The following is a 14,319-nucleotide window of genomic DNA, read 5'->3' as shown; positions in this document are numbered from 1 at the left end:
TGCTGACGTCGCGGCAGTGTCAAGCGCCAAGCGGCGCGCCGAACCACAGCCGCAGCGCGTCCGAGGGGTCGTCCTCGGTGCCGTCCGTGTCCGACGCCCAGGCGGTGAACCCGTCGGGACGCACCAACAGCCCGGCCAGTTCCGGGTGTTGGGGGCAACTGGTGGTCAGCACGTCCACCACACCCTCGTAACCGGCCGCGCGGGCCCGGAGTTTGGGGTCGTCGGTCAGGTCGAGGAGGAGGGCGCGGCCGGTGTGGAGGTGGTCGCCGAGGCGGGTGCCGTCGGCGAGTTCGAGGTCGGGGGCGCTGCGGCCGGTCAGCGGGTGGTCGCCGGGAAGGTCGTAGCGCTGCCAGGCACCGGAGATCCGCTTGACGAAGTACGTCGTGCCGTCGGCTGTCCCCGCGAGGTCGCTGACGATCCCGCGCAGGGCACGGGCGTGTGCATCGGGCCGCATGATCGCGATCTGGGCGCGGGTCCAGTCGAGCACCCAGGCGCCGATCGGGTGCCGTTCCGCAGTGTAGGTGTCGAGGAGTTCGACGGGTGCCCGGCCGCCGATGACCAGGGCGAGCTTCCAGCCGAGGTTCATCGCGTCGCCGACACCGAGGTTGAGTCCCTGTCCGCCGAACGGCGAGTGCACGTGCGCCGCGTCGCCCGCGAGCAGCACCCGGCCCGAGCGATAGGTGTCCGCCTGACGGCAGTTGTCGGTGAACCGGGTCGCCGTGTGCAGCGCGTGCACGGTGACGTCGACGCCGGTCACGCGGCGCACGCTGGCCTGCAACTCCTCGGTGGTGACCGGGGATTGACGGTCGGCGGGCGGCCCGTCGAACTCGATGGAGACCATCCGTCCCGGCATCGGGCCATAGGTGTACATCCCCGTGCCGGTGGCGTTCCAGCCCTTGCTCAGCCCCTCGGTGCCGGTCATGTCGGCGATCGCCTGGTAGCCGGTGATCTCCGGTGCGGTGCCCGGGAATTCGATCCCGGCGAGCTTGCGCACGAGGCTGCGCCCGCCGTCGCAGCCGACCAGCCAGCCCGCGCGAATGGCCTGCGGCGCGGAACCGTCTGTAGGCGCGAGGTGGACGGTCACGCCGTCCTCGTCGGCGTCGTAACCGGTCAACTCGACCTGCCTGCGCACCTCTACGCCGAGTTCGGCGGCGCGCCGGCCGAGCAGTCGTTCCAACGGGGCCTGCGGGACGAACCGGCCGACCTCGCCGGGCGGGCCGACCTCCGCGAAGGCGGGGTCCGAGGTGTCGAGGAGATCGGCCCGGAGGGTGATCCCGGCGAAGTGCCCGGCGGACTTCGGCGGCGGGGCGGCGCCCTCACCGCCGCTCTGGGTCCGCAGGAACTCCTTCATGCCGTTCGCCGTCTCGACCTGCACCTCGGTCAGCGCGGGCAGCAGCCCCCGCCGGTAGAGGGAGACGGCGGTGAGGGTGTTGATCCCGCCCGCCTTGATCGTCTCGTCCACCCCGGCCAGCCGCTCCGCGACCAGCACGCGGGCCCCGCCGAGCCGCAGCTCACAGGCGAGCAGCAGCCCGATGGGCCCGGCTCCGGCGATGACGACGTCGTAGTTCGTGTCGGTGTCGATGGGGGTGTCGATGTGAGTGTTCGTGTCAGTGCTCATGCCTAGATTGTAGTCACTAAAAAATTATGTTGGCTACACTGTTCTCGTGAGCGAGACCAAGGACGCGGCCGAGCTGCCGCTGAGAGAGCGCAAGAAGCGTGCGACCCGGCAGCGGATCTCGAACGTCGCCTCGGCGCTGTTCCGGGAGCGTGGCTTCGACCAGGTGTCGGTCGCGGAGGTCGCGCGCGCCGCCGAGGTGTCGACGATGACCGTCTTCAACTACTTCCCGCGCAAGGAGGACCTGTTCCTCGACCGCATCCCGGAGGCGGTCGAGATGTTCAGCGGGGCCGTACGCGACCGTGCCCCCGGCGAGACCCCGCTCGCCGCGCTCCGCCGCCTCGCCCTCGAACTCCTCGACCGGCGCCACCCGTTGGCCGGCCCCGACAGCGGATTCCCGGACTTCTGGGAGGTCGTGGCCGACTCGCCCGCCCTGCGCGCCCGGGGCCGCGAAGCCCTGGAGGAGATCGAGACCGCCCTGACCAACGCCCTCACCGAGACCGCCCCCGACACCTCCGACCCCGCGCTGACCGCGGCCCTGACCGTCGCCGCGTACCGCACGGTCTACGTCACTACCGCGCGCCGTGTCTTCGCGGGAGAGGGCGCGGAGGGACTCGTAGCGGACCATCGGGCACGGATCTGCGCGGCGTTCGACGCGTTGGAACGGGCGCTCACCCCGGCATGACACGCGGCCCCCGCGCGTTGCACCCTGTGGGGGAGAGGGGGTGCGGCCGGTGAGCGCACGTGAGCAGGCGCTGTGGACGAGGGCGAGACTGGGCCGCTGCGGCCCGCCGCTCGACCTCCTCACGGCCCGCTTCGACCGGCACGTCTACGCCCCGCACGCGCACGAGGAGTTCACGATCGGCGTCTGCGTCGGCGGCTCGGAACTCATCGACTACCGCGGCGGCCGCGTCCGCGCGACCCCGGGCTCCATCGTCGTCCTCGCGCCCGGCGAGATGCACACGGGCGGCCCGGGCAGCACCACCGACGGCTACGCCTACCGAGCCCTCTACGTCGACCCCGGACTGTTGACGGACGGCATCCTCGGCACCGCCCTCCCGCACTTCCGCGAGCCGCTCCTCGACGACACCGAACTCGCCGTGGCGCTGCGCTCGGCGCACACCCAACTCAGCGTCTGCCCGGACCCGTTGGAGGCGGAGTCGCGTTTGCCGTGGCTCCTCACGGCCCTCGCCCGCCGCCACTCCACATCCCGCCCGGCACCGGACGAGATCCCGGGCGCGGCCTGGGTGGCCCACGCGGTGCGGGACCGTCTGGCGGACGAACTGCTGACCCCGCCGTCGCTGTCGTCCCTGGCGGCGGACTTCGGCCTGTCCCGCTACCAGCTGCTGCGCGCCTTCCGTACGACGATGGGGATACCGCCGTACGCCTGGCTCGCCCAGTACCGGGTGACCCGGGCGCGCGGACTGCTGGAGGCGGGCGGGCGGCCCGCCGAGGTCGCGGCGCAGGTGGGCTTCGCGGACCAGGCGCATCTGACCCGGTGGTTCCGGCGGGTGCTGGGGGTGACGCCGGCGGCGTACCGCAACAGCGTTCAAGACGACCGGCGCTGACCGGTCCGACACTCGCCGTATGACTGCACGCGGCTGGTTCCTGTTCTCCCTGATGGGAGTGGTGTGGGGCATCCCCTACCTGATGATCAAGGTGGCGGTGGACGCCCCGCTGTCCCCGTCCATGGTCGTCTTCACACGCTGCGCCCTGGGCGCCGTACTCCTGCTTCCCTTCGCCCTGCGACAAGGCGGCCTGGCCGGGACGATCCGCGCGCACTGGCGCCCGATGCTGGCCTTCGCGTGCATCGAGATCATCGGTCCGTGGTTCACGCTGACGGACGCGGAACGGCACCTGTCCAGCTCCACGGCGGGCCTGCTGATCGCGGGCGTACCGATCGTGGGTGTGCTGATGGCGAGGTTCTTCGGCAACGCGGAGCGGCTCGGCGCCCGGCGCGTGACCGGCCTTGCCCTGGGCCTGGCCGGGGTCACCGTCCTCACGGTGCCGCACCTGACGGGCGGCGACGCGCGCTCGCTGGCGGAGGTGCTGCTGACGGTGCTGGGCTATGCGACGGCGCCGCTGATAGCGGCCCGCCACCTGAAGGACGTCCCGACGCTCCAACTGACCGCGCCCTGCCTCGCGTTGGCGGCGATCGTCTACGCCCCCGCGGCGGCGGTGACGTGGCCGGCCTCGGTCCCCTCCGCACAGGTGCTGATCTCGCTGGCCGGCCTGGGGGTGATCTGCACGGCGGTGGCGTTCGTGGCCTTCCTGGAACTGATCAAGGAGGTCGGGCCGACCCGTTCGACGGTGATCACGTACGTCAACCCGGCGGTCGCGGTCGCGGCGGGCGCGCTGTTCCTGGGGGAGAGCCTGACCGTGGGCATCGCGGTGGCCTTCACGCTGATCCTGGCGGGGTCGGTGCTGGCGACGGCGGCCACCGGTCCGCGGGGCGGCGCCCGCCCGGTAGCATGGTCGACACGGCAGACGAGCCGGGCGGACGGCCGCGTGGAGTGCCCCTAGGGGGACTTCCCGAGGAACGTCCGGGCTCCACAGGGCAGGGTGATGGCTAACGGCCACCCGGGGTGACCCGCGGGACAGTGCCACAGAAAACAGACCGCCGGGGACCTCGGTCCTCGGTAAGGGTGAAACGGTGGTGTAAGAGACCACCAGTGCCCAGGGTGACCTGGGCAGCTAGGTAAACCCCACCCGGAGCAAGGTCAAAAGGAGCGCCGCCGTAAAACGCGCGCTCTGCGCGGACGTTCGAGGGCTGCCCGCCCGAGTCCGCGGGTAGACCGCACGAGGCCGGTGGCAACACCGGTCCTAGATGGATGGCCGTCGCCGGGGGGATCGCGAGGTTCCCCCGGAAACAGAACCCGGCGTACGGCCCGGCTCGTCTGCCGGCAGGGCTCTGACCTGGTCTTATGGGCCGGTCGGAGCCCGTTCCCGTGTCCGGGGCCTCCCGCCTCCGCCCGCGCGTCCTCACGCCCGCAGCTCTCCCGAGCCGCGGATCTTCAGGGCGACCGGGACGATCACGGTCTGCACCGCGCGGCCGGGGTCGGCGATGCGGGCGCGGAGGAGTTCGACGGCGGTCTGGCCGATCTTGGTGGTCTCCTGGGCGATCACGGTGAGGGCGGGTTGCAGGAGGTCGGCCAGGGGGACTTCGTCGAAGCCGACGAGGGCCAGGCGGGAGGACGCCTGCGGCCCGAGGCGTCGTAGGACCGCGAGGGTCGTGTCCATGTTGCCGGTGACCAGCGCGGTCGCCGGGTCCGGGCCGCGCAGCGCCGTGTCCAGGGCCGCGGCCACGCGCTCGGCGGTGATCTCGCCGGGGTGCACCAGGCCGTCGGCCGCCTCGCCGTGGTCCCGCAGGGCCGCGCGGAAGGCCACGGCGCGCTCGCGGCCGGAGAAGACGCGCTCGCTGTCGCCGATGTAGGCGATACGGCGGTGGCCGTGCCGGTGGAGGTGGTCGAAGGCCATGGCGATGCCGGAGGCGTTGTCGGACATCACGCAGTCCACCGAGATCCCGCTCATCGGACGGTCCATCGCCACCAGGGGCATGCCGGCGTCCAGTTCGGGCTGGAGGTAGGCGTGGTTCTCGCCGAAGGGCTCGACGATGATGCCCTCAAGGCGCTGGCGGCACATGGAGACCAGGATGTCGTGCTCCCTGGTCTCGTCGAAGTCGGTGGAGGCGGCCAGCAGGGTCAGACCGGCGTCGCGGGCCGTCCGTTCGATGGCGGCCAGTTCGGGGTTGGCCTCGGCGATGCGGCGGACGGCGGCGCCGATGGTCCCGGTGACGCCGGTGCGCAGCTGCCGGGCACGTTCGTCGGGGCGGTAGTTCAGCGCGGCGATCGCGGCCTGGACCTTGGCGACGTTCTCCGGGCCCACCGTGGGGTCGTTGTTGACCACCCGGGAGACGGTGCGCAGGGCCACCCCGGCCTCCCGTGCGACGTCGACCATCGTCGGACGTCTGGGGCGCCCCCCGCTCTCACGCCGTGCTCGCGTCATCCGGCCACTCCTCCTCGGATCCCTGATTCCTGACTCCCTGAATCCTGAATCCCTCGAAACATCGGACCGATATCAGACCAGCCCTTGACACATTCCCGCAACGCGCTTCTATCCTCGCGATAACGTTATCTCGAAGGATGTCGCGGCGTCGACCCTGTCCGGTCCGCCCCCGTCCAACGGGCCGCATCGTCCCTTCAGGAGACCTCCATGAGGCGCAAACGTCCGACCGTTGTCTGCCTCGCCGCGGCGCTCGCCCTCACCGGATGCTCCGCCGCGTCGACCGGAGGCGGGCACGGCGGCAGCACCCTGACCTACCTCACCTTCGAGACCCCCAGCCTGACCGCGACGTTCTGGGACACCTCGATCGCCGACGCCGAGAAGAAGGTCCCGGGCGTGACGGTGAAGAAGATCGTCGCCCCGAGCACGGACCGGGACGCGTACGCCAAGCAGCTGCAGGCCTCCGGGCAGTTCCCGGATCTGCTCCAGTCGATCACCCCGTCGACGTTCGCGACGGCCGGGCTGCTCAAGCCGTACGACCAGAAGTGGGTGGACGCCAACTTCCTGCTGCCCAAGGGCAATGCCTACAAGGGCAAGGTCTACATCCCGCCGACCAACTCGCAGATCATCCCCGAGGTCTTCTACGACAAGAAGCTGTTCGCCAAGGCCCACATCACCCAACTCCCCAGGACCTGGGCGGAGTTCATGGCCGTGTGCGCCAAGCTCAAGGCCGCCGGTGTCACCCCGGTCGAGCTGGGCGGCGGCGATCCGTTCTCGGCGTCGATGCCCTTGGTCGGCATCCTCTCCGCCGACGTACTCGGCAAGAACCCGGACTGGCTGAAGGAACGCTACGCGGGCAAGGTCAAGTTCACCGATCCCGACGTCAGGGCCGCGGTGGGCAAGTACCGGACGATGGTGAAGAAGGGGTACTTCGAGGACGGCGCCCTGGGCGTCAAGTACGCCGACTCCATCACGGACTTCACCTCCGGCAAGACCGCGATGTACATGATGGGCAGCTGGTTCCTCGGCTCGGTGCCCAAGGACCGCGCCGACGACTTCGGCGCCTTCCTCACCCCGACCGAGGACGGGTCGCGCGTGGTGCCGTTCTCGGTGGGCGGCTCCATGGCGATCAGCGCCAAGGCGCCCGCCCCGGCCAAGGCGACCGCCTTCGCCGAGGCCTGGTCGCTGGACCCGGCCAACTACAAGGCCCTGATCGAGGGCGACGGCGCGTTCCCGATGCTCAAGGGCAAGACCCTCGACGACTACGGCGTGCACGTCACCCAGGTCTTCAAGGACTCCTACGCCTACGTCACCCGGCAGAACACGAAGGTCTCGGCGTTCGGCTGGGCGACCAACGACGACTCCATGCCCTCCGGGCTCAACAACGCCTTCTACGCGGCCAGTCAGGCGCTGTTCTCGTCGGACGACGTCGACGGACAGCTGGCCGAGCTGGACGCGGCCTGGGACTCGGCGACCAAGTAAGGACGCGGCCATGACCACTCCCACCCTGTTCACCCGCGTCCGCCGACGCCGGGGCGACCCCGCCCTGGGCGTGATCGCGCTCGTCGCGCTCGGCCTGTACGCCCTGTTCATCGTCGTTCCGGTACTCATGAGCGCCTGGAAGAGCCTCACCGACGAGAACCCGCTGCTGGCGCGCGCCGGTTTCGTCGGCCTCTCCAACTACACGGAGATGGCCCACGACGGCGCCCTCGCCGACAGCCTCGGCTTCACCCTCCTGCTGGCCGGCGCGGTGACGGTCGTGGCCAACGCCGCCGGCATCGGTTTCGCGATGCTGCTCAACAGGACGTCGCTGAGCTTCCGGATGATGCGCACCGTCGCGTTCCTGCCCCAGGTGCTGTCCGGTGTCATCGTCGGCTACGTCTGGCGCTACATCCTGGCCCGGGACGGCATCCTCGACAACGTCCTGCTCTCCCTGGGGATCATCGACAGGCCGATCACCTGGCTGGGCAGTCCGCACCTGGCGGTCCTGTCCGTGGGGATCGTCGCGGCCTGGGTGCTGACCGGGTTCACGACCGTCGTCCACCTGGCCGCGCTCCAGTCGATCCCCGTGGAGCTGTACCAGGCCGCGATGGTCGACGGCGCCGGCCGGTGGCAGCGGTTCCGCCGGATCACGTTCCCGATGCTCGCCCCGGGCACCACCATCAGCGTCACCGTCTCGCTGATCACGATGCTCAAGCTCTACGACATCATCGCGGTGCTCACCTCCGGCGGCCCGGCCAACTCCACCCAGTCCACCGCCCTTTACATCATCCAGCTCGCCTTCACGGACGACCGCTACGGCTATGCCTCGGCCGTCGCGATGCTCCTTCTCGTCGTCTCCATCGTCATCGCGCTGTCCGTGACCGCGCTGCTGCGCCGCCGGGAGGTGGACCTGTGAGCACGTCGACATCCCAACGGCCCGTGGCACGCGGTCGAACGGCACCACCGCCGGCCGTACCCGCACCGCGCGGGAGCCGCCGCCCCTGGGCCACGCGCGGACACCTCGCGGCGGCCGCCCTGCTCACGCTGGCCTTCGTCAGCCCCGTCTATCTCACGCTCGTCAACGCCTTCAAGACACAGGACCAGATCGTCCGCGATCCGGCGGCTCCCCCCGCTCCGCCGACGACGCACAACCTGACGGACGCCCTCGCCCGGCCCGACCGGATCGTCCAGATCGGGCTGACCAACTCGGCGGTCACCGTGGCCGTTTCGGTGCTGCTGATCATCCCGCTGGGCTCGGCCCTCAGCTTCTGGCTGTCCCGGCGCCAGGCCCGGCTGCGCCGGATCGTCCTGGCGGCCTTCGCGGCCGGCCTGATGATCCCGCCCGCGGTCGTGCTGCTGCCCACCATCCGCATCCTGGCCTTCCTGCACCTGGACCACACCTATCCGGGGCTGGTCCTGGCCAACGTCGGTGGCGGCTATCTGTCGTTCGCGGTCTTCGTCTACTCCGGGTTCCTGCGCTCGATCCCCTCGGAGATCGTCGAGGCCGCGACCGTGGACGGCGCCGGGAGCCTGCGGATCTGGCGGACGGTCGTCATGCCGCTGCTGCGCCCGGCCACCGCCACCGTCACGATCTTCCTGTCGCTGTGGATCTGGAACGACTTCATGAATCCGCAGTTCATCCTCGGCCCGCTGCACGGCCAGACGATCACCACCGGCCTGTATCTGTCGGTCGGTCAGTTCTCCACCGACTACGCCCAGTTGTTCGGCGTGATGCTCCTGGCGGCGGTCCTTCCCGTCGCCGGATACCTCGCGCTGCAGAAGCAGTTCATCGCCGGACTGACCTCGGGAGCCACCAAGTGACCACGGAGACCGACGAGTTGGCCGCCGACATCGGCCGGACCGGCGTCCCGGACCTGGACGACGTCGCCGGGCACTGGGTCGACGCCGGCGAGATCGCGCACCTGCCCTCCCTGCGCAACCAGCAGGGCCAGGCCCACGTCAACCACGACCTGACCTCCCTCTCCTGGCTGGCCGCCCCGCCCTTCACCTTCGGCTACCACACCGGCGAGCTGCACGTCGACGGCCAAGTCCCGGCCGCACAGCGGTTCTTGTGGAAGCCGTGGGGCGTGGTGCGCGAACACCGCCGCCAGGACGGCCTGTTGGTGACCACCGACACCCGGATGGCACTGTCCCGGGATCTGCTCCTGTGGCGGATCGAGGTCACCAACGGCGGCGACGAACCCCGGACGGTCGAGCTCGCCCAGGACCTCTTCGCGATGGCCGCCCACTCCGACGTCGGCTACGGCTGGCTCTACGACGGCCCGTGGAACCACGGCATGCACCACGACTTCATGGCCCTGGAGCGCGTCCGGGCCACCACCGGCGGACGCGCACCCCACTACCTGCTCTCGCCGGCACCACGGCGGCTCCGGCTGGGCAGGCCCCGCGTCCCGGGCATCCAGCGCGACGAGGACCACGGCCCGATGCTCCTCGACGACGCGCTGCCGGCCCACGTCAGCCACGACAAGGAACCGGAACCGCGGGCCGGAGTGGCCGGTGCCGTACGCGGGCTGCGGGTGACGGCGGCCGACGGCGGCGCGATCGTCCGGGCCGACGAAGTGATCGCACTGACGCCCGACGGCGAGACCGGGCTGGACACCTTCGCCCTTTCCCCCGGCCTGACCGTCGCCTTCGAGCTACGGCTCGACACCCCCGGGCAGTCCGGGACCGTGCTCACCCACGGCAACCACCCCGACTCCCTCCAGATCGGGGTCGACGACGGCAGGCTGTGGCTCGGCATCACGGGGGAGCGGGAGTCCACCGGCGCCGAACCCGCCGTCGGGGACTGGCATCACGTCCGCGTGGACATCGAGGCCGACCAGGTCGTCCTGCGTCTCGCGGGCGACCGGATCGCCCGTACCCGGCACTGGTCCGCGTCGCGCCGCTGGACCTCCCGCGTCGAGGACGGCACGCTCGTCGTCGCCGATTCCCGGTCGCCGGCGCGTGCCGTCCACGCCTTCGCCGGCCCGGCCGCCGAACTGCGCGGCACGGGCGCCGGCGGCCGGGCGACCTGGACCTGCCGGATCGACCCCGGCGAGAGCGTGGCCCTCGGGATCAGCTGCGCGTACGGAACCGACACCGATGCCGTCGCGGCCGAAGCCCGGGGCGCGGCGGCCGACTTCGAGGCGACGACGCGGGCCGGCGAGGACGGCTGGCGACGGCTGTGGGCCGGCATGTTCGACCCGGACGGGACCGACTTCTCCGGGCATCTGCCGACCTTCACCACCGAGGACACCGGACTCGCGCGCACCTACTACATGGGGGCCCTGCAGGCGCTGTACCTGCGCAACACCCGGGTCCGGCCCGGTGAACCGGTGTTCCTCACCGGCGGCCCCCGGCTCGGTCCGACCACCACGTACTTCTGGGACCACTGCGAGTGGAGCCGGATGTACGCCCTGCTGGAGCCCGCCGGACTGCGGTCCTGGCTGCTGCGGGTGCTGGCCGGGCCCTACCGCGACTCCTTCGGTGTCGAGAACCTCGGCGGCGGCCCCCTGGGCAATGCCTACAGCTCCACCGACCACGCCCTCTTCCGGCTCGTCGAGCACTACGTCTGCGTCACCGGCGACCTCGCCTTCCTCGACGAGACGACCGGCGGTGCGACCGTCCTCGCCCACCTGGAGGGGCTCGGGCTGGGGTGGCGCGAGCGGCGGAGCGCGGCGACCGGGGGAGTGCTCGCCGACTTCGGCGACGATCCCTGGCAGCTGCTGGAGTGCGTGCCCACCTACACCGGTGCCGTCGCCTCCTTCAACGCCGCCTACGTCGCCTCGACACGTTCGCTGGCCGGCCTGTACCGGCGGCTCGGCCGCGACGAGGACGCCGACCGTACGGCGGCCGAGGCCGGGCAACTGGCCGACGCGGTCCTGGAGTTGTACGCAGGATCGGGCCGGTGGCAGGTGCGCCGCCCGGACGGGACCGACACGATCGGGCACTGCCTGGACTTCGGCCTGGTCGCGGCCGCCCTCCACCGCGAACTCCCGGACGGGGTACGGCGGGAGATGGCCGACTTCGTCACCGGCCGTCTGCTGGTGGGGAGTTGGATGCGGGCACTGAGCCCGGACGACCCGATCGCCGCCGCCTCCGACCGCCCCGACCACGGCGCGGCCGGTGCCTTCGCCGCCTGGCCCGGCGCCACCGCCCACGGTCTGGCCCGCCTGGGCCGTCGCGACCTGGCGATCGCTCTCCTGCGCGGCCTCCCGTCCGCCGCCTCGGGCGGGCTGTGGGGCCAGGCCATGGAGATCGTCACCGGCCCGGACGGACGGCACCGGGCACGGGTGGCCGAACGCGGCACCGCCACTCGCGACAACATCGCGGGCGCGGCCGGAGCCGAGGCGGTGCTCTCGGCCCTGTTCGACATCAACCCGACGTTCGCGTCCGACGGCCCCGCCGGACTGCCCGCCACCGTGTCCGTCGAGGGGGTCGGGACGCTCACGTATCCCGGCCGGACCTCCTGACCGGCCCACGCCTCATTCCCGTGCTCGCAGAGAGCCCGTGCTCACAGAAGGGCTGACATCGTCATGCCGCCAGTTCGTGGCTACGAAGCCGAACCCTGCCATCGCATCACCGGAGAGGTCGGCGCCGGATACCGGGACGCGGTCGCCGGGCTGGCTCCCGGGCTGGTCCTCGCCGTCGACGGTCCGGTGGCCGTCGACTGGGAAACGGTGAGCGCCGGGATCCGCGACGCGCTCGCCGCCCGCGACCTCACGGCGAAGCAGATCGACCTGCGCGAGCACTTCGCGCCCTGGCCGGAGATCCTCGCCCGCACCGCGTCCGCGGAACTCGCGGACGACCCGGACTTCGCCCCGTTGTCCGAGGCCGGGCTCGCCGACTTCTTCACCGGGTTGCCGGAACCGGCTGTCGCCGCCGACGCGGTCACCGTCGTTTTCGGGCCGGGGGCGGCCCTCGTGCCGTACGACAGGCTCTGGTACGCGGATCTGCCCAAGCGGTACGCCGAGGCCGGGATCACCGGTGGGACGGGCCGCAACCTGGGGCAGCCGGCCGGTACCGGGGCGGGGACGACACGGCGGCTCTTCTACATCGACTGGCCCGTCCTGGACCGGCACCGCGACACCCTCGTCGCGGATGTCGACCTGTGGCTGGACACCCAGGCTCCGCAGGACCCACACTCTCCGGCCTGGCTGGCGGGCCCCGACCTGCGCGAGGCACTCGCCGACCTGGCCGGACGGCCCTTCCGCACCCGACCGACCTTCAACACCACGTCCTGGGGCGGCCATTGGGCCCAGGAACGGCTCGGCCTCAACCGGGAGGCGCCCAACACCGCGCTCGGCTACGAACTCATCGCGCCGGAGAGCGGCATCCTCGTCGGCACACCGGACGGCCCGCGCGTCGAGCTCCCCCTCCAGGCCCTGGTCGCGCTGCACCCCGAGGAGATCCTCGGCGAACCCGTGCACGCGACGTTCGGCACCTCGTTCCCGGTCCGCTTCGACTACCTCGACACCGTCGGCGGCGGCAACCTGTCCGTCCACTGCCACCCGCGGTCGGACTACATGCGGCGGGTGTTCGGATGGCCGTACACCCAGCACGAGACGTACTACATGATGCTCGGCGGTCCCGGCCGGCAGGTCTTCCTCGGTCTGCGCCAGGACGCGGACCTCGCAGCGTTCCGGCGCGAGGCGGACCGGGCGTTCCACGACGGCGTGCCGTTCGACGTCGAACGCCACGTCCAGACCTTCCCCGCCGACCCGCACCAGCTCTTCCTCATCCCCGGCGGCACCCCGCACGGCAGCGGCGAGGGCAATGTCGTCCTCGAAATCAGCGCGACGCCCTACCTGTACAGCCTGCGCTTCTACGACTGGCTGCGCACCGACCGGGCGGGGAGGCGGCGGCCGGTCCATGTGGGCCACGCGTTCGAGAACCTCGACCCCGGCCGGTCGGGGGAGGCGGTGGCGAGGGACCTGGTCCAGCGGCCGCGCACCCTGCGCTCCGGCGAGGGCTGGCGCGAGGACGTCATCGGCGCTCTCCCGGAGATGTTCTTCGAGGTCCGACGGATCGAACTGGCCCCGGACGCCGTCGCGGACGACGACACCGACCACCGCTTCCACGTCGTCAACGTCGTGGAGGGCGACGGGATCCTCCTGGAGACGAGCGCCGGACACCGTTTCCGACTGGCCTACGCCGAGACCCTGACCGTGCCCGCCTCCGTCGGCGCCTACCGGGTGCGGGCCCTGGGCGCGGGGCCGGTGCGGTACGTCAAGGCGCTGGTGCGATGAGACCCGGCGACGGGACCGTCGTAGCGGTCATGGAGGTCGGCGGCACCCATGTGACCGCCGCACGCGTGGACATCGCGGACCGGAGTCTCCAACTCGGCCCGGCACACCGTGAGTCGCTCGACGGCGGCGGCAGCGCCGACGACATACTGGCGGCCCTCGTCCGGTGCGCGCGTCGGGTGCCCGTGCCGGGCGGGAGCCGGTGGGCCGTCGCGCTGCCCGGGCCCTTCGACTACGCACGGGGCATCGGACGGTACGCGGGAGTCGGCAAGTTCGACGCGCTGTACGGTGTCGATCTCCGGGCCGCCCTGACGGCTTCGCTGCCCGGGGCCGCCGGCATCACCTTCTGCAACGACGCGGACGCGTTCGCGCTCGGCGAGTGGTGGGCCGGTGCCGCGCGCGGCCACCGTTGCGCTGTCGCCCTCACCCTCGGAACCGGTGTGGGCTCCTGCTTCCTGCGCGACGGCCGCATCGTGCGGCAGGGGCCCGGAGTCCCGCCCGAGGGCCGTGTCCACACCGTGCGGTACGCGGACGAGCCGCTGGAGGAGACCGTGTCCCGGCGTGCCATACGGCGTTCCTACGCACGGTCCACCGGTGAAGTGGCCCCCGATGTACGGGAGATCGCGCGGCGGGCTCGCCAGGGCGACCGCGCCGCCGCCGGAGTCTTCGCCGACACGTTCAGGGCTCTGGGACGAGCCCTCGGCCCGCTGCTCGCCGCGTTCGAGCCGACGGTTCTCGTGGTCGGCGGTGCCATCGCGGGCGCCTGGGACCTGGTGGCCGAACCACTGCGAGCGGGCCTCACCGAAACCGCTCCGGCCCGCACCGCGGACATCGTCGTCACTCCGGCGCGGTGCCCGGAGGAGGCCGCGCTGCTCGGCGCCGCGTACCTGGCGACGACTCCGGCCGCCACGGCGCCCGGGGAACCGCGCGGCCGCACCCGGGCGCCCTGAAATGCCCGTTCCAGCAGCTCAGTTC

General features: G+C 71.8%; 10 protein-coding genes, 1 other RNA gene and 1 pseudogene. 10 read left to right on the top strand and 2 right to left on the bottom strand.

Features of this window, described 5'->3' with window-relative positions; translation table 11 throughout:
- Positions 1-19: 19 nt before the first annotated feature.
- Positions 20-1,618 carry an FAD-dependent monooxygenase gene (locus ACIBK4_RS10740; RefSeq protein WP_398994146.1) on the bottom strand — a complete coding sequence of 533 codons (1,599 nt, stop codon included), beginning with the start codon at positions 1,616-1,618 and terminating at the stop codon, positions 20-22.
- A gap of 46 nt (positions 1,619-1,664) precedes the next feature.
- On the opposite strand from ACIBK4_RS10740, the gene ACIBK4_RS10735 reads away from it, so the two are divergent.
- The 4 genes and pseudogenes from ACIBK4_RS10735 (at position 1,665) to rnpB (ending at position 4,515) form a co-directional block, all read left to right on the top strand.
- Positions 1,665-2,300, top strand: coding sequence for a TetR/AcrR family transcriptional regulator (locus ACIBK4_RS10735; protein WP_398994144.1), 636 nt, complete (start codon positions 1,665-1,667; stop codon positions 2,298-2,300).
- Positions 2,301-2,349: 49 nt separating this feature from the next.
- Positions 2,350-3,183, top strand: a complete 834-nt coding sequence (locus ACIBK4_RS10730) for an AraC family transcriptional regulator (RefSeq protein WP_398994142.1) — start codon at positions 2,350-2,352, stop codon at positions 3,181-3,183.
- Between the two features lie 19 nt (positions 3,184-3,202).
- Positions 3,203-3,985: pseudogene (locus ACIBK4_RS10725) on the top strand (DMT family transporter); the annotation flags it as partial.
- A gap of 118 nt (positions 3,986-4,103) precedes the next feature.
- Positions 4,104-4,515, top strand: an RNA gene (gene rnpB / locus ACIBK4_RS10720) — RNase P RNA component class A.
- 82 nt (positions 4,516-4,597) lie between these two features.
- Here the strand turns inward: rnpB and ACIBK4_RS10715 are convergent.
- A complete protein-coding gene (locus ACIBK4_RS10715) occupies positions 4,598-5,620 on the bottom strand; it encodes a LacI family DNA-binding transcriptional regulator (protein ID WP_398994140.1) in 1,023 nt (340 codons plus the stop codon).
- Between the two features lie 207 nt (positions 5,621-5,827).
- Here ACIBK4_RS10715 and ACIBK4_RS10710 point away from each other — a divergent pair, with 207 nt between their 5' ends.
- The 6 genes from ACIBK4_RS10710 to ACIBK4_RS10685 all read left to right on the top strand — a co-directional run bounded on the left by ACIBK4_RS10710 (position 5,828) and on the right by ACIBK4_RS10685 (position 14,294).
- Positions 5,828-7,099 (top strand): ABC transporter substrate-binding protein, encoded by a 1,272-nt coding sequence (locus ACIBK4_RS10710; RefSeq protein WP_398994138.1) that lies wholly within the window; start codon positions 5,828-5,830, stop codon positions 7,097-7,099.
- Positions 7,100-7,109: 10 nt separating this feature from the next.
- The gene (locus ACIBK4_RS10705) at positions 7,110-8,015 is read left to right on the top strand and encodes a carbohydrate ABC transporter permease (protein ID WP_398994136.1); all 906 of its coding nucleotides are present in this window, start codon (positions 7,110-7,112) and stop codon (positions 8,013-8,015) included.
- A 23-nt stretch (positions 8,016-8,038) separates the two neighbouring features.
- Entirely contained in the window at positions 8,039-8,920 is an 882-nt protein-coding gene (locus ACIBK4_RS10700) for a carbohydrate ABC transporter permease (RefSeq protein WP_398994134.1), read from the top strand.
- Positions 8,917-11,571, top strand: coding sequence for a hypothetical protein (locus ACIBK4_RS10695; RefSeq protein ID WP_398994132.1), 2,655 nt, complete (start codon positions 8,917-8,919; stop codon positions 11,569-11,571). The genes ACIBK4_RS10700 and ACIBK4_RS10695 overlap by 4 nt, the downstream gene beginning before the upstream one ends.
- A gap of 63 nt (positions 11,572-11,634) precedes the next feature.
- A complete protein-coding gene (locus ACIBK4_RS10690; protein WP_398994130.1) occupies positions 11,635-13,347 on the top strand; it encodes a class I mannose-6-phosphate isomerase in 1,713 nt (570 codons plus the stop codon).
- Positions 13,344-14,294: an ROK family protein gene (locus ACIBK4_RS10685; RefSeq protein ID WP_398994128.1), complete on the top strand. Its 951-nt coding sequence runs from the start codon at positions 13,344-13,346 to the stop codon at positions 14,292-14,294. Before ACIBK4_RS10690 ends, ACIBK4_RS10685 begins: the two co-directional genes overlap by 4 nt.
- Positions 14,295-14,319 lie beyond the last annotated feature (25 nt).

This window comes from Streptomyces sp. NPDC050528 (assembly GCF_044457795.1).
Taxonomy (GTDB): domain Bacteria; phylum Actinomycetota; class Actinomycetes; order Streptomycetales; family Streptomycetaceae; genus Streptomyces.
The sequence above is the reverse complement of the archived record's forward strand: the minus strand, read 5'-3'. Positions and strand labels throughout refer to the sequence as shown.

Excerpts from the sequence above, each read along its gene's own strand:
- ACIBK4_RS10705 (WP_398994136.1), top strand. The coding sequence starts at position 7,110 with ATGACCACTCCCACCCTGTTCACCCGCGTCCGCCGACGCCGGGGCGAC.
- ACIBK4_RS10690 (WP_398994130.1), top strand. The coding sequence starts at position 11,635 with ATGCCGCCAGTTCGTGGCTACGAAGCCGAACCCTGCCATCGCATCACC.
- ACIBK4_RS10740 (WP_398994146.1), bottom strand. The coding sequence starts at position 1,618 with ATGAGCACTGACACGAACACTCACATCGACACCCCCATCGACACCGAC.
- ACIBK4_RS10715 (WP_398994140.1), bottom strand. The coding sequence starts at position 5,620 with ATGACGCGAGCACGGCGTGAGAGCGGGGGGCGCCCCAGACGTCCGACG.
- ACIBK4_RS10685 (WP_398994128.1), top strand. The coding sequence starts at position 13,344 with ATGAGACCCGGCGACGGGACCGTCGTAGCGGTCATGGAGGTCGGCGGC.
- ACIBK4_RS10710 (WP_398994138.1), top strand. The coding sequence starts at position 5,828 with ATGAGGCGCAAACGTCCGACCGTTGTCTGCCTCGCCGCGGCGCTCGCC.